This is a genomic window from Rubritalea tangerina (assembly GCF_042683245.1).
Taxonomy (GTDB): Bacteria; Verrucomicrobiota; Verrucomicrobiia; order Verrucomicrobiales; family Akkermansiaceae; genus Rubritalea; species Rubritalea tangerina.
The window spans coordinates 14,640-36,986 of the sequence record NZ_JBHUJB010000073.1 but is presented as its reverse complement, the minus strand read 5'-3'; the positions used below and the strand labels follow the sequence as shown (position 1 = coordinate 36,986).

The window sequence follows — 22,347 nt, the reverse complement described above, 5'->3', positions numbered from 1 at the left end:
ACCAATTCCCCCCTCTCACTCTCCGAATGGCTCAATTGTAACAATCAGTCGATTGCGAGTTACCCTCACCCAGTGATCATCCCCATACAACACGCGTAACAAATACTTATGAAACACGCTCTACTTACTGCCCTCGCCCTCAGCTCTCCATTGATCGCCGCCCCTCAAATCAACCCCATTCAGCGTATTATGCTCCCCCCCGGAGCCGGTGAAATCGTCTCGGTGTCCGAAAACCATCGCCAACCCATCCTCGCCGTCACCCAAGCCAATGTCGGCGGTGTCCACCTCTTCAAAAGAACCGGCAACGCATTCAAGGCAAGCCATAGTGTCAATTTCGTCGAGTACTTCCAACAACACCCCATAAAGGGCTTTTCCTTCGATGAAGTGAGCAGCGTGAGCCTCGATCCTCTGGGCCGTGGCTTCGGTGTCGCAGCTCTCATTAATAAAAACAAAAACGACCAAGGCAATGAAGGAACTGGCTTGCTCGGCCTGTTCGACTACACCTCAGGTAAAATACTCGGCACCCTCCCCGCTGGCTTCCACCCTGATCAAGTCGGCTTCTCAAAAGATGGTAAATGGATCGCTCTCGCAAACGAAGGCGAAATGGGCTCAGGCGGCATCGCAGATAATCCAGGCTCACTCTCACTCTACGACCTTACCTCCGTCACTAACTCCCAGGAACTCATCGAGCAAATCCAGCCTCACAACTTTGAGTTCAGCCCGAACCACACCTCTGAAGATTTCCTCAAAAATGTTCACTCGGTGCGTTCCCACGACCTCGCTGACGGAACCTACCTCCAGTACCTAGAACCAGAATTTACCTGTTTCTCACCCGACTCAAAATCTGTCTTTGTCGCCCTCCAAGAAAATAACGCCATCGCCACCTTCGACCTCACATCCATGAAGTGGAAAAACATCACAGACCTCGGTGTCCACAAAATAAGCATCGACCCCAGTGACAAAGATAAAAAGGCCGACACCAGTACCATCGTCTATGGAGCCCCCATGCCAGATACCATCGCAAGCTTCCAACAAAATGGAAAAACCTACATTGCCACTGCTAACGAGGGCGACGCCCGTGGCGACGACAAAGACACAGTGAAACTCGCTAAAGGTGCCTTCAATAATGGTAAAAATATCCCTAAGGCACCCAACCACTCACCCTATGAACTCGATCCTAAAAAAGGTGGCATCGGGCGCCTCGGCCTCGTCGCCAACCTCTGCGATACCAACAACGACGGAATCGCTGAAAAAATCGTCGCCTACGGTACCCGTGACCTCGCCATCTGGGAAGTCTCCCCAAATGGTGCACTCAAGCGTGTCAGCGCATTTGCACTAGAAGACTACGTCCTCAATGCCGATCCAAAACGCCACAATTCTAACGATGGAGGCCAGCTTGAAGAATTCGACAAACGCTCTGATAACAAAGGTCCAGAGCCTGAAGCTCTCGCCGTCCATACCACACAACAAGGGACAACCTACACCCTCGTGGCGAATGAAAGACAAAATGGCCTCGTTCTCATCGACATCACCAAGCCAACTTCACCCGAAGCTCTCGCCTACCTCAATGATAGCGATCATGCACTCTTCCGCCCTGAGTCAGTCCAGCTTATCGACCTAAATGGCTCACTCACCGCCATCGTTGGCTACGAAGCCTATGACGACAAAGCCGGTGGAATCGGCATCTACACCCTCAATGGAATCCCAACCACCGCAAAAAAATAAGGCCATCACAGAGCTTTGCCCGCCTGTGAAGGAGCATCCCCCCCACACACACTTCAGCTAAAACTCGAGCATGTGGACTTTGTAGTTTCTTCGGAACACTGCAATCCGACACATCCTGGGCTCTGGCACTTCTAAGTCCCCATCGCTATCCCGTGCCTGCGTCATGAATTCTCTCAATGGAAAGTGACTCAGCATCGTCCGCGTGCTCACAGACTCCAGTACCTCGTCCTCTCTCGCTTCAGTAAACTCAGCTCCTGGGCCATGGTAAACCTCTATACAAAGCCTTTCTAAATGAGCCAGTTCCACTAAAAATTGCTCCCACCCCCCATGGCTTTCCTCAGGCCGAGATTCATATAAAAATTGAGGAAATTGTTCGCCTAACATATTCAGAGTGTAACTCTGCGGGGGATACACCCGGAAGTATGCACCCGCAAATTGCTCAAAAAGCACATCCCCCATTACCCTACGTAAAACCGGATACTCGCTCTGCAGGCACTTGATAAGCCGGCCGTAGAAGGAGCGCGTATACACTTCTAACCTCTGTTCAGCTGTAAAGCTCTCGCCTGACCGAATCGTCCGCCGGATCTCCTCCCCCTTTCCACTTGGGTCTATCACTGCCCCCACAAGCCACTCTTGCATTCCCACCAATTTCATATTGCCCGAACTCATGACCCAGCAGGAATATAATGTAAGGGCGTACTAACACCTGCGCCCTTGTTCCTAGCCTCATTGCCCTGCACCTCCACGCCACTTATAAACTTGCGCGCTAAATCTAACTCATCCTCCAAAACACCAAAGGGTGGAATGTCAGCATCCCACTCTAACAATGTTGCCGCTCCGCCAGCATGCGCATACGCCTTCTTGTATAATTCCCAAACAGCATCCACCACATGATCGTTATGCGTATCAATCACATGGCTGCCACAGTCATCGTGACCAGCTAAATGAAATTGGATAATTCTATCAGACGGAATCGTCCTTATGTATTCCTCAGCATCCCACCCGTGATTGCGAGCACATACATACACGTTGTTCACATCCAATAACACCCCACAATCCGATTGACGGGATAGCTCCGCCAAAAAATCCCAGTCGTTCAGTGTCGACTCTTGATACTCGATATACGTACTAGGGTTCTCTAACACAAGTGGCCGCTCCAGTATTTCCTGCACCACCTTCACCCGCTCAACCGTGTGCTTCAATGCCTCTTCAGTCAGTGGAAAAGGAAGTAAATCGTGCGTATTGATCCCAGCCACACCAGTCCAACACAGATGGTCTGAGACCCACTTAGCCTGCACCCTATCAGCTAACTTCTTTAACTTTTCTAAATACCTCAGATCCAGAGGATCAGTAGATCCAATCGAAAGCGACACCCCGTGCATCACCACAGGGTATCGCTCCACAATCTGGTCGAGAACATATATCGGATAACCACTGCTATCCATAAAGTTCTCAGATATGATTTCAAACCAATCCACCTCCGGCCACTCAGTGACTATGTGCTCAAAATGTGGGCTTCGTAGCCCAAGACCATAGCCTAGGTTCGGTAAATCAAATCGGTTCGTCGTCATAGAGTCATGCCTTAGTTACCTTTGGCGGCTGAGGCTGAGGGTAAGGATTGGGTAATTTGTTTGTGCTCGGTGGATAAACTCCATCCTTCGGCTTCCACTGGTTTGCGGTGAGTGGAGATTTAAGTCCAGCTGGAACTCCAAATGCTTGCTTCTTGTCAGCCATTTTCTTCTCAAAACGAGCACGAGCAATATTCCAAATCGGCTGCCCCAAGAAGTCAGCTGGATAAGCCTGCCCCTTGGCGTCTTCCCCTGGAGCTGCTGAGTTCAACTGCGCACTGATAAAGCCTGTGTTGCCATTCCCTATCGGAACACCACAACCACCTGTACCATTCCAACTATCTCCACTCATGCCACAGTCATTCTCCGCAACCCAATATTGGCGCGCATAGTCGCCAGTGCCACAAGCACCCAACCCTTTACAGCTATTACCACCTTCACAGGAATGTAAGTCCACGTTCGGCTCCAAGCACTCGCCTGGCCCGTAGACCTTCCCCTCTGTATCTGTGAACGGTAAAGTGTTCAAACCCATACAAATATGGGGATCACTGGCCTTAGTACTCATCTGCTGAGACTCTGCACCTGCCACTCCAGGCAAAGCCATCCCTGCTGCCCCCACACTCAGTGTCTTAATGAAAGAACGGCGACTAGAGGAAATGTTTTCGTTAGTGTCCATGTTGTTTAGTTGGTTGATTTTTTCTTTGATTGTGCCCTCTGGAGCATAAAACTAAAGTTAGCTAAGTTCGTGTCGTTGCCATCTGGTCCATAAGTCGCCCCAGCATGACAATTCATGCAGCTCCCATTGACCTGCATGTAGGTTTCCATCACCGGGTTTCCCAAGCTAATCGGTGCGGGGTTGCCCGCTGGCTTCACCCCAGGATTCACCGGCCACTGTGTAGAAATTAATCGATAGTTCTCCCACACTGTACCCTCTAACTTCTCCTGCATCTGAGCATTCAAATACCCTGTCCATTCAGAAACTGCCACCTCGTTGTTAGTAGTCACAACCTGTGTGATCTGACTCGGTATACGCTCTGCCATCGGCTGGGAATAATCATCCGCTGGCTTACCTGCTTTAACGTTCACTTTCTGAGCTGCTAGCATTGCTGCATAGCTCTTGTCGCTGAACCCACCCAATGAACTCAGCCCCTTATCCTTGCTCCAGAAGTTATACTTCTTGTTCGGATCGTAACTAACACTGTGCTTCTTAGCTCCACGAAGGTCAACAATCGGTGCGTTGTCTACATGCTCAAATGTCGCCCATACCCACTCAGGCGCATCCTCCGTGCGCACCATGATGTGCATCCCCACCATCCCATACGCCGCGCCACTCGAATAGGTCTTCGAGTTTGGATCGTACACTTCTGGATGAATCGTGTGAAACTTTGAGGCATCGTCATTCTCACCTAACTTCTTCCAAGCGACTTTCAACTCCATCGCACCACGCACAGGTGAGCTTCCACTCACCCCCTTCGGAAACTCAATCTTTGCTTTAGAGTTCGCTAAGAAAGCGGACTGACCTTCCAGATTATAGAGCTGATTGGTCACGATGTAGTCATACTCTGACTTGTTTATCCTAACTTCATATCGCACATACGCTTTGTTCAAATCCACAATCGGTGGCAAAGGTGTCTCCTTGTTAAAAAAGGCCTCATCCACCTCATCGAGAATGTGAGCTCGCTTCGATGTGTCCTTCAAACTTCTTCCACCCTTGCTCTTTGTATGACTTTTCTCAGGTGTACCCCAAGCGTCAGGCATACTCCCATCTGGCTTGAAAATCTGTGAGGGCGCCAAATAGGTCTCCCACACACGAGGCGCTTTCGGCGTGCTGCCAATCTCAGCCTTCAATGGATTTCCTTGCTCGTCTGCCGGCCAGTTTAAGGCCACAAATGTCCCCCAAGAAAAAAGATCAAATGCCTTCTGCGTCTCAAAAACATTACACTCACTCGGCGTCTCTACTATCGCCTCAGACTTGCTCGTCTTATAGGATTGCTTGTCATAGGGTAATACCGAACTGATCGCTGGCCATACATACCCATTCGGTAAGGTCTTCGTGTCACACGCCTTCGGATAACGAGGCATCTCAACCTCCGTCTCTCCTGCCGCATAAACCGATGCCATACCCGCCCCCAATAAGAGGCCACCCACTATTCTTAGTTTATTCTGTGTATTCATTGATAGGATTTTTTTCCACTATCAGAACCCATCCACACCATCATGAAACAAAAGCTCTCATACACTCATGCTCCATTCATATGAATCGATCCCAATTTGAAGATTACCTGTTAGCCACCACCTAACAATATGGCAACATTATTTTTGTTAGACTATAAAATCTCATAATATCCAAAAACAATGCACCATCTCTACTCCCCGATCACCCTCGATCAAGTACAGCAATCAGCCCTCTCCATCTCACTCCAAAAAAGTGCGCTCCCCCCATCAAATCTATTCACCAGTTCCACTATGCCCCCACATCCGGTGCTCAGTCCGGATAAGATTCTCAGATTCAGCATTCACAAATCAAATGTCCCAGCCTAGTCTCGCCCATCGTGACACGGATCTTACAACACGAGTTAGTAAAACTCTTCCTCTTCATCCTGCTGAGCTTTCTAGGTGCAGCATTGCTGGCACCGCATCTCTACATTTGGGGGAAAAACCTAGCTGCAGAGGCCGCCGCCAATGACCTTTCAGCTCCAATGGAATGGCTTGCCAATAAATGTGATCGAGCCCAATTCTCGCGTTATTTTAATCGAGCCCTAATGGCTTGCGCCCTGCTCCTTCTCTACCCACTCATCAAAAGCCTACGCGCTAAAGGACAACAACAAGTCAAACCTCCTTTCTCATCACGCATCCGTCCAGGTGCACAAGGCTGGAAAGATCTCGGCACTGGCATTCTTTTTTCAGCCGGTTTCCTCACCCTCCTCGTCGTGCTGCTCTACCAATTATCTTGGGTCCAGACTGCGGAAGATTTCCAATTGGCTAAAGCCATCCAAAAAGCCCTCATCCCAGCCATTATCGTCTCCCTCCTTGAAGAATGGCTTTTCCGAGGTGTGCTCTATGATGTCCTCATGCGGAAACTTAACACCACCCAAACCATTATTGGCCTCTCACTATTCTTCGCTGCAGTGCACTTCCTCAGCCCACCAAAAGGACAAAATGTGGCAGACCCCACACATGCGCTCGCAGGATTTGAAATGCTCAGACTTATCGGCCTCAAATTCCTCACCCCCCAATCCTTCTTCGGTGTCTTCCTCACCCTCTTTACCGTAGGTGCCACTCTCGCATACACCCGCGCCAGAACTGGCAAACTCTGGCTCGCAATTGGCTTGCATGCCGGCTGGATCTTCGCACTCAAATTTACCAATAAACTCACTAACCCCTCTGGTGAACCACCGAAAATTCTCTACAACAACAGCATCATGGATGGTATACTGCCACTGTGTACCCTCATCCTAACAGGCCTAGCACTCTTCCTCTATCTGCGCCCACGCTCACAAAAAGCCAAACCAGAATAGCCCAACTCCTCGACCTGCTCTACCCCCCATCCTGCCACCTCTGTGAACGCCCGACCACAGAGGGCCGATACTTGTGCGATCAATGCTACGTCCAGCGCCCCCGCCTCATCCAGCCATTTTGCGAAACCTGTGGTGAATCCTACTCCGGCGTACTCCCCCAACACTTTCTATGCCCGAATTGCAGCCAACATGACTTCCCCTTCCTCTTCGCCCGCGCCGCACTCCTCAATACCAATCAAAACCACCAACTCATCGTAGACTTCAAGTACCTCAAAAAATTCTACCTCGCCAAGGAACTCGCCCGCTTCTGTGCCGAAATATTCGAAACCGACCCACGCTTCAAAAGCCTCAACTCCCCCACACTCATCCCCATCCCCCTACACTGGAGAAGGCAATGGCAACGCGGCTTTAATCAAGCCCACGCATTAGCTCAACAACTCAGCCACCTCACTCACATTCCCCTCACCCATTGTCTCAAACGAGCACGCCATACCCACACCCAAACCAAACTAATACGTAGCGAGAGACTCTCCAACCTCCGCGACGCATTTAAAGTAAATGACATACCACCACATTTCTCCTCTGCCATTTTGATAGATGACGTCTTCACCACAGGCGCCACCACCAGCGCCTGCGCACAAGCACTGCAGAAACACGCCCCCCAACTACAAAACATAGTTGTGCTTACCGCTTTACGTGGCTAAGCTCCCCTCAAGCAACGCCGCGTGCTGACAATTTATTACTAAAAGCCATGGGTATCTTCGAACGACCAAGACTGCGTAACAACAAGAAAAAGGACATGCCAAATGACCTCTGGACCAAGTGCCCAGAGTGCGATGCCATGATCCACACGCTAGACCTGAAACAAAATGATCAAGTCTGCACCAGTTGTGACCATCACTTCCTACTTGGCTCCCGCGAACGTATCGCGTCCATCGCTGACGCTGGCACATTCGAAGAAACGGATGCCGACCTCTACTCAAAGAATCCCCTCGGATTCCATAAGTACGAAGATAAAATCGACATGCTGCGCCAAAAAACTGGCCTCAATGATGCTGTCGTCACCGGACGCCTCAATATCGAAGGTAACCCAGCCATGATCGCCGTCATGGACTTCAAATTCTTCGCTGGCTCCATGGGCTCAGTCGTCGGTGAAAAGATCACCCGCGCAATCGAGACTGCCATCAAAGAAAAACGCGGTGTCGTTATCATCTCTTCCTCATCGGGTGCACGCATGCAAGAAGGCATGCTCTCACTCATGCAAATGGCCAAGACCTGTGCCGCTCTTGCACGCCTCTCAGAGCACGGTCTCCCCTACATCTCTCTGCTAACTCACCCAACTACAGGGGGGGTCACCGCATCCTTCGCCACCATCGGCGATATCAATCTCGCAGAACCAAAATGCATGATCGGATTCGCAGGCCCTCGCGTAGTCAAAGAAACTACCCACCAAGACCTCCCTCCTGGTTTCCAAACTGCTGAGTTCATGCTCGAGCACGGACTCGTCGACTCCATCGTCAGACGCCCCGAAGTGAAGAAAAAGCTCGGCCAACTCCTCAGCTACATGATGCCACAGTAAACGGTTTATCTGTTAGCACAGTTCAGATGCTAACAAACAGATTACCACTTCTAACGAGTAATGCTTATCGCGCGTTACTCGTTTTTTTCTGAAAACTGAAATCTGACCTCTCATATGAAATACGATGAAGCCCTCGAATGGCTGTATTCGACTCAAAACTTTGGCATCAAACTCGGCCTCGATGCCCCAAAAAAATTGCTGCGCCAATTTCTCGCAAACCCCACTCGCGATACAAAAGTCGTTCACATCGCCGGCACCAATGGAAAAGGCTCTACCTGTGCCATGATCGATGCTCTCGCTCGCTCCACGGGAATCCGATGCGGCATATTTACTTCCCCCCACCTCGTCGACTACCGTGAACGTATCCGCGTCAATGGCGAGATGATCCCTGAAGACACAGTACTCAGCTATCTCACTGAACTCAAATCCCTCGTCGGCGACTGGGAGCACCACCCAACCTTCTTTGAACTCACCCTCGCCGTGGCAATGAAATACTTCAAAGCTACCGAATGTGAACTCATCATTCTAGAAACAGGGATGGGCGGTCGTCTCGATGCCACTACCGCCGTGCCCGCTGACGTATGTGTCATCACCCCCATCGCCCTTGACCACTCCGACTGGTTAGGTGACACCATCGAAAAAGTAGCTGCCGAAAAAGCCGGCATCATCTGCGATAAAAAACCAATCATCTCCTCACAGCAAGAACGCGACGCTGAAATCGTTATCGCTGAAGTCGCCGACGAAAAACGCGCTCCACTCACCAAAGTCTCCGGACCTCTACTCGGCTACAGCATCAAACTCCCAGGCATCCACCAAGCTGAAAATGCGAAAGTCGCCATCGAAGCCATGCATGCACTCGAAATCCCCCTCGACTTCGATACCGTCAAACATGCACTCAGCTCTATCACCTGGCCTGGCCGATTCGAAACCATCTCTGAAAACCCTCAAATAATCATCGATGGCGCCCATAACCCACACGCTGCTGCCGCCCTCGTCGAAACTTGGCAGCGTGAATTCCCATCTCAAAAAGCAACCCTCATCTTTGGAGCCGTCGAAAGCAAAGACATTGGCGGAGTACTCACCCAACTCTGCTCGATCTCAGATTCAATCCATATCACCCCCATCGATTCCCCCCGTAGCCTCAGCCCCGAAGAACTCGCCGAGGCCCTCCCCACCTCAGCACCCCAGCCCACTGTGCACGCCAGCCTCCAAGAATGCCTTGCACAACTCACCACCCACCCACATCCCATCCTCATCGCAGGATCCCTCTTCCTCATCGGCCAAGCCAAAGCCATCCTCTCCAATCATACCTTCCAACAAAGCTCCCAATAACCCAACCTCCCTAGACTAATTCCTTAGCCTCAACGCTAAAACCTACAAATAACTCACAGTTTTTCTTGCATAACTAACTGACATCCATGCTAGAGTATTCATCGCCTACCTCCCTTCAACCTCCCATTGGCCATGAAATACTACACTATCCCCACCCTTCTTCTGCTTTGCACACATAGTCACGCGGCTACAGTTAGCGCGGTCTCAGACAATTTATGGACTGATCCAGCAACTTGGAGCGATAACGCTGCCCCCTCAGGTGGTAACGACTACACCATTGACTCCGGTCGTACCGTTACCTCTCCTACCGGCTCAGGTGCGATCAACTTCGCTGGCGACAGCCTTACCGTAAACAATGGGGGTACCCTTCGCTTGGCAAATGACCACAGTACGACCCTCCAGACATCTAACTACAACATCACAAACCTCAGCCTCAACGATGGAGCCACACTCAATGCCTCCCAAAACGGCGGTGTCGGAGCTACTGACTACAGACTTACGAACACTGTAGCTGCTGCAGGAAATGTCAGTCTCCAACTAGGTGGTGGCTTCTTCTTTTGTTACCTCACCTTCGAGAATGGCCTCAGTGGTGATGGTACCATTAACTTCAACCGCTTCTCAGGAGGGGGCACACAAGACTTCAGACTCAACCTGAGCGGCTCATCAAGCTACTCAGGCGATTGGAACCTCTCTGGATCGCGCACCACAGTTTTCGTCAATGCCGCTGACGGATTTGGCTCTGGATCAGTAACAGCCAATGCTAACATGTTGATCGACAACCTGAACGCTTCCGGACTCAACTCCCTCAGCGCAATCACATTAGCCGGTAACGCTGAGCTCCAACTCACTAATGCCATCACCAATAACTCCGCCAGTATTTCTATGGAAAGCACTAGCCAACTCGATCTCGTAGATACTACCAGCTCAGTGCTATCCCTCACTATCAATGGCAATTCTGTCTCCAGTGGCACTTATGATGCCGCCCAACTCACCGCCCTCGGTTTCGGAGGCACCTTCGATGGCTCAGGTTCTATCACTATTATCCCCGAACCTTCCAGCTCTTCACTCATCCTCCTCGGTTCCCTCTTCGCCCTCCACCGAAGAAAACGCTAATTACCCAACAAGGGATAATGCAACTTAATTGCATATTAAGTTGCCAATGTTGTAAGTGCATATTAATTGCACTTACATGAACCTCTTCACCGCACTCTCTCGTTCAGACCGATCCTTCCGCTGGTCTATTGATCGTTGGGGCATTTTCGCATCTGCTCTCTGCGCAATTCACTGCCTGATCACCCCACTGATTTTCCTACTCCTTCCGAGTTTTGGTCAAATCTGGGCCCACCCGTCATCCCATTGGATCATGGCTCTGATCGTCATCCCACTGGCTCTTCTCACACTCAAACTCAACCGTGGCCATAAGCACAACCGCTGCTCCTCAGTCGCTGCCACAATCGGGATAATTCTCATTGTCCTAGGTGCGCTCACTCCCGCACTGGAAAACCACCTTGGTAAATCCTTCGCCATCTCTTCGGCCCCTTCCGAAACAACCACTCCCGAAATCACTGAAGCCCATTGCTCCGATTCCTGCTGCCCAACAGTCACCCTTGAAGAAAGTGGAAAAGTCCATTGGGAAATCCCTCTCGCCAGTATCATCACCACACTTGGAGGCATCTTCCTCATCGTCACTCACATCAATAATATCCGATGCTGCCTAAGCTGTAAGAACTAACTCACTTACTTATGATAGATCTCGCCATCGCGCGCGTCGTTGAAATGCGCCCATCCATTTTAATCTCAGGTTTCCTCGGTGCTGGAAAAACAACCCTGCTGCGCCACCTGCTCAAACACCTCAAAACAAATGACATCAAGGCTGACGTCATTCTCAACGACTATGCCAATGCAATGATCGATAGCGAAACACTGCGAGAAGACTCCGAGAGTATCGAAGCTCTTGGTGCCTCATGCGCCTGCTGCGAAGGTATGGACTTTCTGATAGAAATGGTCATCAAGGCTACAGAATCCGATAACGACATTCTTCTCACAGAACTCAATGGCACCGCCGACCCACTCCCCATCGTCGAATCCTTCACCCTCCTCGAAAATAAATTTAAACTCTTCCCACGCTGGCATGTCTGCGTCATCGACGCCCGCCACTTCGAAGAACGCTCATACCATAACCGACTCGAACGAGACCAACTTGAAACCGCAAGCCACTACCTAATCTCCCACCAAGAAGAAGTCTCCACTGAACGACTCGCCAATATTCGCCTGCGCCTTAAAGAAATCCTACCAGCAGCATCCTTTGTGACCGAAGAAGAACTCGCCTCCCAAGTCCTCTCCCTCGCATTGGCCAAAAAGAAATGCATCCTCAACGCAACTAACGACGCCGCTTCCAATCCCCCCTCCAAAAGCCCCTACCACCACCTCTCTCATGAAATCACGGCCTGCCAAATCCTCTTTCCTCAGCGCGTCAAAATAGAAAAAATCAAACCTTGGCTCAAATCCCTCCCAGATCATGTCATGCGCGCAAAAGGACTCTTTGACCTCACGGATGACCTCCAAAAACGCTACCTCTACGAAAGAGTCGGTAAAGACATTCCTGACACCCCCTACCCAGTCAGCCTCAAATCAACCGTACCAAGCTCCGCCATCCTCATTGGCCCAGAACTCAACCCCTCTCAACTTCTCGAGCATGCCCAAGCCACCCTCCTTCCAGAAGCCCAGCTCAGCTCCTAGCTCCCCCCTTGACCACATGTCGCACCACCTAACAACCTAATAACAAGTCATCTAGCTGTACTTACGCAGCTCAAATTCATCAAAAACTTCCAAGACCTCATAGCCTGAAAAATAACGCTCAAATGCGGGGAAACGCGTATCCCCATCATACTCCTGATAGACATGAGATACTAACAAAGCATCGACCTTTGGTAAAAAGAGTCCGTATATCTCTGCCCCACCAATGATGAATACCTCACTATCCATTAACTCCATCTCCTCTAATGCGTCTGGCGAATGAATCACGTCCACACCCTCAGCTGACCAAGCCTTGTCACGAGTAATCACAATGTTCTGACGCTTAGGCAATGCCCTTCCTATCGATTCAAATGTCTTGCGCCCCATCACAATCGGATGCCCACTCGTCGTCTTTTTAAACAACTTCAGATCCTCAGGTAAGTGCCAAGGTAGATCATTTCCCTTACCAATAACCCGACTCGGAGTCATCGCTACCATCGCTGTGAGACTAATTTGTTCTGGCATTTGCCTCCAACGATGCCATCCAAAGTACACTGTGCAAGCCCAATGATTGATTCTAACACAATCTTATGCTTGCAAAAACTTCGAAAAATTAGACAGTATAACAGTTCTTCTACGATAGATTTCTGTGGCGCAAAAAACTTCCAACCCCGCTGTAAATGTCACCCGCATGCTCTACCTGCTGGTCTGTGAGCTCGCAGGAAGTGCCCTCGCGTTTCAAAGCCTCGGCCCAGATAAAATGTGGATCGGTATCACTGCCGGCCTCCTTATCGGCACATTCTTCATCATGGTCGAAAGCCTGATGAAGCAATTCTCTATCAGAGGCTTCTCCACCGCTACCCTCGGACTCGTCATCGGTCTCTTCTGCGCTTGGCTCCTAAATACTGTTAGAATACCTGAGCTCTTCACCGTCACCTTCAGCGACTATATCTATAACCCTGAAGACTTTGCGCTTACCTTTTATGTCTGTACATATGCCACTCTTGGCTTCCTTGGCACCGTTATCGCTCTACGAAGTAACCGAGAGGACTTTGCCCTCATCATCCCATACGTACGCTTCCGCCAAGAGGCTCAAAAAGGTAGACCCCTCCTTCTCGATTCTGATGTGATCACCGATGGTCGCCTCCCCTCACTCATGAATTCCGGCTTCCTCGATAATAACCTCATTATCCCACGCTTCGTCCTCGAGGAACTGCAAATCATGTCTAACTCACCCTCCCCTGGCCGCCGCCAACGCGGCCAACGAGGACTCGATTGCCTCGAAGACCTCCGCAGCTCACAACGCACCCGCGTGAGTATCCACGACGCCACTCCCGCCTCCCCCGATGATACCCACGATGCCGTGCTCATGCAAATCGCTCGTATCATCAATGCAAAACTCCTCACCACTGACGACAACCTCAGTAAAGTCGCCCGACTCCAAGATGTTACCGTACTCAATATCAACGACCTAGCAGACTCACTTAAACCCAAAGTCTCGGTGGGCGCACACATGAACCTAGCCATCGTACGTACCGGTAAAGAAGCACACCAAGGCGTCGGCTATCTCCCTGATGGCACCATGATCGTTGTCAATAACGCTGCCCAAAAAGTGGGTACCGCCCAAGATGTCACCGTCATCTCCACCATCAACACTTCAGCCGGCGTCATGGTCTTTGCTGAAATTGATGAGAAAGCTTAAGCATTCTTAACAAGTGCAACACGCTGACGGAGAGACCGCTACAGCACTGCTCACAACTTATTCACATTCCCAAGTGATTTTCTTGGAAGAAAGCAGCAAGCAATCCTTTACAAAAGTCGTTGGCTTAGGCATGAACACCTCAATTTACGACTTACTTTCATGCCAAAGGACACTTCGATTAAAAAGATTCTCGTGATCGGCTCCGGCCCGATCGTTATCGGCCAGGGATGTGAATTTGATTACTCAGGCGTTCAAGCCTGTAAAGCACTCAAAGAAGAGGGCTATGAAGTGATCTTGGTGAACTCCAACCCGGCAACCATCATGACCGACCCGGAGTTTGCATTCCGCACCTACATAGAGCCCATCACTCCCGAAGTAGTCGAAAAGATCATCATCAAAGAGAAGCCAGACGCGCTCCTTCCAACACTCGGCGGCCAAACAGCACTCAACTGCTCCATGGACCTCTTCAAGGCTGGCACTCTCGATAAGCACGGCGTGCGCATGATCGGTGCCAACGCTGACGCCATCGACAAAGGAGAAGACCGCCTCCGCTTCAAGGAAGCCATGCTCAAGATCGGCCTCGACCTTCCACAATCCGGTGTCGCACACACCATGGAAGAAGCTCGCGAAATCGCTAAAGAGATTGGCACTATGCCTCTCATTATCCGCCCGGCATTCACCCTCGGTGGTACAGGTGGCGGCATCGCATACAACGTCGAAGAGTTTGAAGAAATCTGTGCACGCGGTATCGACCTTTCCCCAGTAAACGAAATCCTCGTTGAAGAATCACTCCTCGGCTGGAAAGAATACGAAATGGAAGTTATGCGTGACTGTGCAGATAACTGCGTAGTCATCTGCTCCATCGAAAACTTTGACCCAATGGGTGTGCACACTGGTGACTCCATCACCGTGGCCCCCGCTCAGACACTCACTGACCGTGAGTACCAAATCATGCGTGACGCATCCTTCGCATGTATCCGCGAGATTGGTGTTGAAACTGGTGGCTCTAACATCCAGTTCTCAGTCGACCCAGAAACTGGTCGCTGCATCGTGATCGAGATGAACCCACGTGTATCACGTTCCTCAGCTCTCGCATCCAAAGCGACTGGTTTCCCAATCGCAAAGATCGCCGCCAAGCTCGCAGTCGGTTACACACTCGACGAACTCCAGAACGACATCACTCGCGAGACACCAGCTTCCTTCGAGCCAACTATTGATTACTGTGTGACTAAGCTTCCACGCTTCACCTTCGAGAAATTTACTACAGCCGACGCTGTGCTCACTACCCAGATGAAAGCGGTTGGTGAGGCAATGTCCATCGGTAAGACATTCAAAGAGTCCATGCAGAAAGCCCTCCGCTCCCTCGAAACTGGCCGCTTCGGCTTCGGCTTCGACGGCAAAGGCGCAAAAGAACCAACACGTGAAGACATCGAACGTAAGCTCCACGTCCCTAACGCTGAGCGTATCTTCTGGCTCAAGACAGCATTCGACAATGGCTGGTCTGTAGAAGACGTCTTCGAAGCAACAGCTATCGACCGTTGGTTCCTCGAGAACCTCAAGCAGATCGTCGACGAAGGCCTCGAGCTCGCTAAGACTGAGAATCTCGTTGAAAAGCCATACGAACTTCGCCGCGCGAAGAAGTACGGATTCTCCGATGTCCAGCTCGCACACCTTCAGGGCGTCAACCAAGACGACATCCGCGCAGCTCGTAAAGAACACGGCATCATCCCAACATACCGCCTCGTAGATACCTGTGCGGCTGAGTTCGAAGCCTACACTCCATACTACTACTCCACATACGGCGACGAAAACGAAGCACGTGAGACAGACCAGAAGAAGATCATCATCCTCGGTGGTGGACCTAACCGCATTGGTCAGGGTATCGAATTCGACTACTGCTGTGTGCACGCTGCCTTCGCCCTCAAAGAGCTCGATTACGAGACTGTGATGGTAAACTCTAACCCAGAGACAGTTTCCACTGACTACGACACTTCTGATAAGCTCTACTTCGAGCCACTCACTCTTGAAGACGTTCTCAACATCTGTGACCAAGAGAAGCCAGACGGCGTCATCGTTCAGTTCGGTGGTCAGACACCACTCAACCTCGCAGCTGACCTCAAGCGTCACGGCGTGCCAGTCATCGGTACTTCCCCTGAGTCTATCGAACTCGCAGAAGACCGTAAGTACTTCTCCGCACTTCTCGACAAAATCGGCCTCAAGCAAGCAGAAGCTGGCACAGCAGTCACTCCAGACGAAGCAGTCGCTATCGCTGACCGCATCGGTTACCCAGTACTCGTTCGCCCATCCTTCGTTCTCGGTGGTCGCGGCATGATGATCGTCTACTCTGACGACGAACTTCGTAAGTACATCTCCGAAGCTGCGGACGTATCTCCAGACCGTCCAATCCTTGTAGACCGCTTCCTCGAAGGCGCAGTTGAGGTAGACGTGGACTGTATCTCCGACGGCGAAACATCCGTAGTGGGCGCAATCATGCAGCACATCGAAGCTGCGGGTATCCACTCTGGGGATTCCGCATGTGTGATCCCAGCTCCATCCCTCTCCGACGACATCAAGGAGCAGATCATGAAGGGCGCGAAAGACCTCGCTCGCGAGCTCGACGTACGCGGCCTCATGAACATCCAGTTCGCAGTCAAGGACGAGCAACTCTACGTGATCGAGGTGAACCCACGTGCCTCCCGTACCGTACCATTCGTATCCAAGGCGATCGGCGTCCCACTCGCAAAGCTTGCTGCTAAAGTCATGGCTGGCAAGACACTCAAGGAGCTCGGCTTCACTGAAGAAGTACTTCCTGAGCACTACTGTGTGAAAGAAGCGGTATTCCCATGGCCGAAATTCCCAGGTATCGACATCGTGCTCGGACCTGAAATGAAGTCCACAGGTGAGGTAATGGGCATCGATGCTGACCTCGGTCTCGCTTACGCGAAGTCCCAGATCTCCGCATTCAACCCACTTCCAACAGAAGGTAACGTCTTCTTCTCTGTCAACGACCGCGACAAACCAGCATCCCTCGCAGTTGCTAAGGAACTCGTTGACCTCGGCTTCACCATCTACTCCACTGGCGGAACCTACAAGTTCTTCAAGGAAAACGACATCGCAGTTGAGCGCGTCTACAAGCTTGCTGAACAAAAACGCCCGAACGTGATCGACATGATGAAGAACGGTGAAATCACCTTCGTTATCAACACTCCTAGTGGCCACGAAGCTCGCGAAGACGAAATCCGCATCCGCTCCGGCGCCGTGGCAAACAAGATCTCTCACTGCACCAACCTCGCAGCTGCAGAAGCATCCGTCCGCGCCATCCGATCCCTTCAAAACGAAAAGTTCGAAGTCAAACCGATCCAAGCTTACCACGGCCTCATCTAAACAAAACATTCTAAACCTTTTTCAATATCCAGGCGCTCTTTCTCAGAGCGCCTTTTTTTGTGCCGATTCCCCACCATAGTCTTAACAATCCACTATGTTTTCGATTTTTTTTAATCAAATTTTGTCAGATTCCTACCACTTCTATCCTTCATATTAGACAACTCTGACACGCGGTCACTTCCCCCTCACAGATTCCGCTTCCCCTCTCAGTAGCTCAAAACATCTTAAACACTCCACAGCATACTGATGAAATACATTCCCTTATTCCTAGCAACTTCCCTGAGCTCGGCTCTCTCTCTACCCGCTAACACCTCTACAATCGTAGATGAAGAGACTGGTACAACCACAGTCATCACAACCGTCGATAAAATTAGCTCAGCAGAACTCTACCTCTCAGGTTGGCAATCAAACAAATCTTCAACTTCTGATAAATGGGTTATCAAAGGAACCCGCCCAAAAGTCTCATGGGCAGTTACTACAGAACCAGAAATTAGTAAAAATATCAGCCGTACACCCGGTACCCCAATCAAAGTACTCACTGATATGAAAGCCTCAGTAAGTGTCGTGGGAACCGGCCTAACCCTCACCGCTAAAAAATATAAAGAAGACTACTTTCCCGACTCTAAATACTACTCTGTCGCTACTATCGGTCAGGTGAAAATAGGTCAATCAGGCTCTTGGTCCACCGTTCATGACGGCAATGAAAACTCCATCATTTCAGGAAAAAATGCGGAGTTTATTGTTAAAGAAGGTGAAACTATCCACTTCCGTGCACGCCAAAATGAAAGTATCAACGGCAGTAAAATCCCAGGATGGAGAAATGAGTCAGCAACAGGCTCTGCGGATAACGGAGAAACCATTCACATCATTCCGCTTGTCAAAGGCGATAAAGTCCCCACGACCAAAGCCAGCTCGAGCTTCCTCAACTCCGCTGCTTCTTACCTCAAACCTTACTTAGATCAGTACGGACATATCGACATCGGCGAAATGGACATCATCTATCTCGCTGAACTCACCCATAGTAATACCTCCAATAGAGGCTATGACACCCAGGACCTCATTATCCATATGTCATTCACATTCCTCGACCAGGACTCTGATGACTAACGCTCGCCTCCCTGATGAAACTAATCAGTTACAGCCTAGTATTCACCACGTGCCTACTTACTCACTGCCTCCTTGCTTCCGAAAAAGACCTTACAAAACCACCTGCAAATACTGAGCCTAACAGTGTTTTTTCTCGCTCTACCATCCTCTCCGATGGAGGCAAACACTGGACAATAGTCCCCAAATCCTCGGTCATCTTCGCACCTGATTCGCTAAAAAATAAAATCAACTCCCCTCCTGTTGGAAAATTTCTCAGCTGGAAAGATTTCTATAAAAAAAATAGTGATTGGATCCATTCATTCCCCGTCGACTCCAAACTCTCAAAAGGCGTAACGACTCTTAAATTCGATCGATACGCTAGACTCAAACAAGTTGGTAAAGTTGTCGTAGCGGTTCACCCAAAAGGACCAATCAGTATCAAGCACGAAGCCATTGAAAAACAAAAACCTCATAACTAAATAGTACAATCTATCATGAAACTTCCTCTTTCTCTAACTCTCATCATTGCTGCCTGCTCCAATCTCTCAGCCGAGTGGCAACCCTTTATCGAACAGGTCACCTACAACAACGACGGCGAAATACTCTCAACTCTCTACCTCGATAATGTAGACTCTCTCAGCGGCACCACTGACGCCGCCATCGATATCACCGATGAAGACGCCGCTGTTGCAAAGTTCACCCTCACCCTCCTGAATGTTGTAGTTTCAGAAGATGGTAATCACACTACGATTGAAACTCACGAGGCCGAACCTAAGTACGTCCACGCTTACCTCCCACAATTCGAGTTGAACATCACCTCAAACGACTCACATAACGGAATTGCAAAAACGCGCATCGGATCAACAGATTCTTACCAAGTTACCGCTAATGTTTCAGGCCTCAGCAACCTCAGTGATGCTCCTTCCATCATAAAATCTCTCAAAACATCACGCTCATATAATCTCTACAACCCTCAAGATAACTACTCAGTTTCTACGCCTAACACTAACACATCAACTCTAGATGACATCACTCAAAACAATGTCACTCAACTCCCAAAACCATCTACTTATTCAGATAATTTCGTCGGTGAAGAAGTCTATACCATCTCAACCCACAAAGACCCAATCACAAAAGATACTAAACAAGTTAGTTCTAAAGTTGTCATCTGGCCCATGACATACGGCTCTATCAATGGCATGCAAAATGACAGCACCGTTAGACAAATCGACAACCTCACTGTTCAACTCACTGACATCTACCCAGGTTATAATGACGTCGGCAACTCCTCGTTCTGGGATGTCATTTGCTATAAAGGCCCAAAAAAATCAGACCTGAGCAACAAAGACCTCATCGATTTTAGCACACAAGCAGTCTCTACAACCGGCCACACCACCCCTTCTTCAGTCATCGACCGAGGTATCAACATGGAAGCCATCCAGGCATTCGTAGAAAAAAATGGGTCCGGTAACTACACCTTCGAACTCGTCCAGTCTAGCATTCACGGAATCGACAGACTCGACTCGCTAACTGTGAAATACCACCCAAAAATCTTCATCAACGGCTCTGTCACTTCACAAAACTAATTCTCTCCACCCCCAAACCTTAAACACACAGCAAAACAGCCCGGCACATCCCGCTCTCAGGTGTGCCGGGCTATTAGCGTTCATTCAGAAAACTTTACCTCTCTTAAATAATCTGTACACTCTCAGACCATGCACCTGAGAACTTGCGCCTTACTCCTGCTTTCAGCCTCACTACTCCTGCTGAATTCATGCTCAAATCAGATGAAGGCTAAGGAGACGCACATGAAACACCATTTCGTCTACGGAAAAACCGCCTACATTGGACCTGACGGAAAAGCCCAAGCACCTCCCAGCGCCCCGAGACGCGTGCATAAAATGGTCGCAGCCGCAAATGAACTCGTTGGCAAACCCTACAAATATGGTGGAGGCCACCGTAGCTTCTACGATAACGGATACGATTGCTCAGGTGCCGTTTCCTACGTCCTCCACAAAGGTGGGAAGTTAGATAAGCCCCTCGTCTCCCAACAATTCTTCGACTACGGAAAAAAAGGATATGGCGACTACGTCACCATCTACATCCGTAAAGGCCACGTCTTCATGGAAATCTGTGGACTCCGCTTCGATACCGGTGGAACCTGGAATTCTACAGGCCCACGCTGGAAACCCCAACGCCGTGGCCTTCTCGGCTATTACGTACGCCACCCCAGCGGACTCTAACTACCACTTATTCCCTTCCCATTACGAATCTGAGACACGCTATAATTTCAGATTCTTGGGATAACTAGCCGAATCCTTTGAGGGCCTCTGCCCCCTCGGGCGCTCAGGTGTATATTGCTCCCTGATAATTTCCTCAAAAGCTTCGGCCATCTCTGGCTTTTGCTTCGCTAGATTCTTCGTCTCTGAGACATCCTCTTTCAAGTTGTAGACCTCCACAGCATTATTCCCTCGCTTCACAGCCTTCCAGTCCCCCTTGCGAACCGCATGGTCAATCACGCCTCGCTTGTGAGACCAAAACATCACATTGCGAGGCCCTTGCTTCTCACCACCTCCTGTCCATGTCGGCAACACAGAGATGCCATCCACAGGATTCTTCACACTTTGCTCAGTCAATTCAGCAAAGGTCGGCATCATGTCTGCAAAATAAAAGGGAAAATCACTCACACTTCCTGCCTTAATTTGACTCGGCCATTGCACCACAAATGGCACACGTAACCCACCTTCATAGCTCGCCTCCTTGCCTCCTCTAAGCTCACCATTCACAGAAAACCATTCTGATGGTGCCTTCCCCCATGTCTTCTTTAACTGCCCCCCATTGTCAGAAGTAAAAATCACCACCGTGTTCTCATCCAAACCAAGACTCTCTAACTTTTTGGTCACCTGACCGACTGAGTCATCCACCATCTTCAGCATGCCAGCAAAATGCGCCCTCGGTGCCTGCTGGCGAATATGAATCGATGTGCCTGCCACATACTCAGGCCAACCTTTCGCCACAAATGGAGCTACCGCTTCATCCGTCGCAATGATCTCTGTATGAGGTAAGGTGAATGATAAATAACAAAAGAATGGCCTCTTCGCATTCTGCTCAATGAATTCCAAAGCATGCTCCGTGAACGCTGTGTGGCTATGCTCAACCCTATCCTCAGGCCTCTCACTCGTTCTGCCATTGGGCTTGGTCACATTCTTTGTCTTCACCACCTTGTTGTTCTCGATCAAATAACTAGGATAATGCGTGTGTCCATGGCTCTGGTCTAACATACCGAAAAAGTAGTCAAACCCTCGATCATTAGGTGTCTGCCCACTCCCCATTCCTCCTATCCCCCACTTTCCAAATGCCCCAGTCTCATACCCAGCTCGCTGAAATAATTCCCCAAGGGTTTCATAGTCACTCGATAGATCCACCACCGCAGAGTTAATCTGATAGGGAATGTGCCCACTGTGCAGACCCGTCATCAACGACGCCCGGGAGGGTCCACACACAGTCGCACCCGCATAAGCCTCAGTACACATCATCCCCTTGCGGGCAATGGCATCAATATGGGGTGTCTCAATCCGCTTCTGACCATAACAACTCAAATGCCGGTACCCAAGATCGTCCGCCATGATAAAGACAACATTCGCTTGCTCAGCTGCAAGTGAAGACTGTGCAGCTAATGCAGCTCCGAATATAATGTGGTAGATGTGTTTCATAATA

Annotated in this window: 20 protein-coding genes; 14 read left to right on the top strand and 6 right to left on the bottom strand. The window is 50.1% G+C overall.

All coding sequences use genetic code 11. The annotated features are described in order from the left end of the window. Window positions 1-108: 108 nt before the first annotated feature. Entirely contained in the window at window positions 109-1,725 is a 1,617-nt protein-coding gene (locus ACFSW8_RS14760) for a choice-of-anchor I domain-containing protein (RefSeq protein ID WP_377087026.1), read from the top strand. A gap of 57 nt (window positions 1,726-1,782) precedes the next feature. Here ACFSW8_RS14760 and ACFSW8_RS14755 read toward each other — a convergent pair whose 3' ends face one another. The 4 genes from ACFSW8_RS14755 to ACFSW8_RS14740 are packed head-to-tail and all read right to left on the bottom strand — an operon-like array spanning window position 1,783 to window position 5,468. Beyond that, window positions 1,783-2,379, bottom strand: coding sequence for an HvfC/BufC family peptide modification chaperone (locus ACFSW8_RS14755; RefSeq protein WP_377178628.1), 597 nt, complete (start codon window positions 2,377-2,379; stop codon window positions 1,783-1,785). An 11-nt stretch (window positions 2,380-2,390) separates the two neighbouring features. Then, on the bottom strand, window positions 2,391-3,296 hold the full coding sequence (gene bufB / locus ACFSW8_RS14750; protein ID WP_377087029.1) for an MNIO family bufferin maturase: 906 nt from the start codon (window positions 3,294-3,296) through the stop codon (window positions 2,391-2,393). Between the two features lie 4 nt (window positions 3,297-3,300). Next, window positions 3,301-3,969 (bottom strand): twin-arginine translocation signal domain-containing protein, encoded by a 669-nt coding sequence (locus ACFSW8_RS14745; protein ID WP_377087031.1) that lies wholly within the window; start codon window positions 3,967-3,969, stop codon window positions 3,301-3,303. 5 nt (window positions 3,970-3,974) lie between these two features. Further along, a complete protein-coding gene (locus tag ACFSW8_RS14740; RefSeq protein WP_377178626.1) occupies window positions 3,975-5,468 on the bottom strand; it encodes a hypothetical protein in 1,494 nt (497 codons plus the stop codon). 377 nt (window positions 5,469-5,845) lie between these two features. Here ACFSW8_RS14740 and ACFSW8_RS14735 point away from each other — a divergent pair, with 377 nt between their 5' ends. The 7 genes from ACFSW8_RS14735 to ACFSW8_RS14705 all read left to right on the top strand — a co-directional run bounded on the left by ACFSW8_RS14735 (window position 5,846) and on the right by ACFSW8_RS14705 (window position 12,461). Beyond that, on the top strand, window positions 5,846-6,811 hold the full coding sequence (locus tag ACFSW8_RS14735; RefSeq protein ID WP_377087039.1) for a CPBP family intramembrane glutamic endopeptidase: 966 nt from the start codon (window positions 5,846-5,848) through the stop codon (window positions 6,809-6,811). Next, window positions 6,736-7,515, top strand: coding sequence for a ComF family protein (locus ACFSW8_RS14730; RefSeq protein ID WP_377087041.1), 780 nt, complete (start codon window positions 6,736-6,738; stop codon window positions 7,513-7,515). The genes ACFSW8_RS14735 and ACFSW8_RS14730 overlap by 76 nt, the downstream gene beginning before the upstream one ends. A 47-nt stretch (window positions 7,516-7,562) precedes the next feature. Next, window positions 7,563-8,390 (top strand): acetyl-CoA carboxylase, carboxyltransferase subunit beta, encoded by an 828-nt coding sequence (accD, locus tag ACFSW8_RS14725; protein WP_377087043.1) that lies wholly within the window; start codon window positions 7,563-7,565, stop codon window positions 8,388-8,390. Window positions 8,391-8,504: 114 nt separating this feature from the next. Then, complete coding sequence (locus ACFSW8_RS14720) at window positions 8,505-9,722, top strand: bifunctional folylpolyglutamate synthase/dihydrofolate synthase (protein WP_377087045.1); 1,218 nt, start codon at window positions 8,505-8,507, stop codon at window positions 9,720-9,722. Window positions 9,723-9,854: 132 nt separating this feature from the next. Then, complete coding sequence (locus ACFSW8_RS14715) at window positions 9,855-10,835, top strand: PEP-CTERM sorting domain-containing protein (RefSeq protein ID WP_377087047.1); 981 nt, start codon at window positions 9,855-9,857, stop codon at window positions 10,833-10,835. Window positions 10,836-10,911: 76 nt separating this feature from the next. Then, a complete protein-coding gene (locus ACFSW8_RS14710) occupies window positions 10,912-11,454 on the top strand; it encodes a MerC domain-containing protein (protein ID WP_377178624.1) in 543 nt (180 codons plus the stop codon). 11 nt (window positions 11,455-11,465) lie between these two features. Continuing rightward, the gene (locus ACFSW8_RS14705; protein WP_377087051.1) at window positions 11,466-12,461 is read left to right on the top strand and encodes a GTP-binding protein; all 996 of its coding nucleotides are present in this window, start codon (window positions 11,466-11,468) and stop codon (window positions 12,459-12,461) included. 51 nt (window positions 12,462-12,512) lie between these two features. Here the strand turns inward: ACFSW8_RS14705 and ACFSW8_RS14700 are convergent, their stop codons facing one another. Further along, window positions 12,513-12,983, bottom strand: a complete 471-nt coding sequence (locus tag ACFSW8_RS14700) for a dihydrofolate reductase (protein WP_377087053.1) — start codon at window positions 12,981-12,983, stop codon at window positions 12,513-12,515. 124 nt (window positions 12,984-13,107) lie between these two features. Here ACFSW8_RS14700 and ACFSW8_RS14695 point away from each other — a divergent pair, with 124 nt between their 5' ends. From ACFSW8_RS14695 to ACFSW8_RS14670, 6 genes are all read left to right on the top strand, one after another. After that, window positions 13,108-14,160 carry a PIN/TRAM domain-containing protein gene (locus ACFSW8_RS14695; protein WP_377087055.1) on the top strand — a complete coding sequence of 351 codons (1,053 nt, stop codon included), beginning with the start codon at window positions 13,108-13,110 and terminating at the stop codon, window positions 14,158-14,160. Between the two features lie 159 nt (window positions 14,161-14,319). After that, on the top strand, window positions 14,320-17,544 hold the full coding sequence (gene carB / locus ACFSW8_RS14690) for a carbamoyl-phosphate synthase large subunit (protein ID WP_377087059.1): 3,225 nt from the start codon (window positions 14,320-14,322) through the stop codon (window positions 17,542-17,544). A gap of 246 nt (window positions 17,545-17,790) precedes the next feature. After that, a complete protein-coding gene (locus ACFSW8_RS14685) occupies window positions 17,791-18,651 on the top strand; it encodes a hypothetical protein (RefSeq protein ID WP_377087061.1) in 861 nt (286 codons plus the stop codon). Between the two features lie 14 nt (window positions 18,652-18,665). After that, a complete protein-coding gene (locus ACFSW8_RS14680; RefSeq protein ID WP_377087064.1) occupies window positions 18,666-19,109 on the top strand; it encodes a hypothetical protein in 444 nt (147 codons plus the stop codon). A gap of 15 nt (window positions 19,110-19,124) precedes the next feature. Then, a complete protein-coding gene (locus ACFSW8_RS14675; RefSeq protein WP_377087066.1) occupies window positions 19,125-20,216 on the top strand; it encodes a hypothetical protein in 1,092 nt (363 codons plus the stop codon). Between the two features lie 129 nt (window positions 20,217-20,345). Next, complete coding sequence (locus tag ACFSW8_RS14670; protein WP_377087068.1) at window positions 20,346-20,873, top strand: NlpC/P60 family protein; 528 nt, start codon at window positions 20,346-20,348, stop codon at window positions 20,871-20,873. Window positions 20,874-20,912: 39 nt separating this feature from the next. Here ACFSW8_RS14670 and ACFSW8_RS14665 read toward each other — a convergent pair whose 3' ends face one another. After that, the gene (locus ACFSW8_RS14665) at window positions 20,913-22,343 is read right to left on the bottom strand and encodes an arylsulfatase (protein ID WP_377087070.1); all 1,431 of its coding nucleotides are present in this window, start codon (window positions 22,341-22,343) and stop codon (window positions 20,913-20,915) included. Window positions 22,344-22,347: the final 4 nt, after the last annotated feature.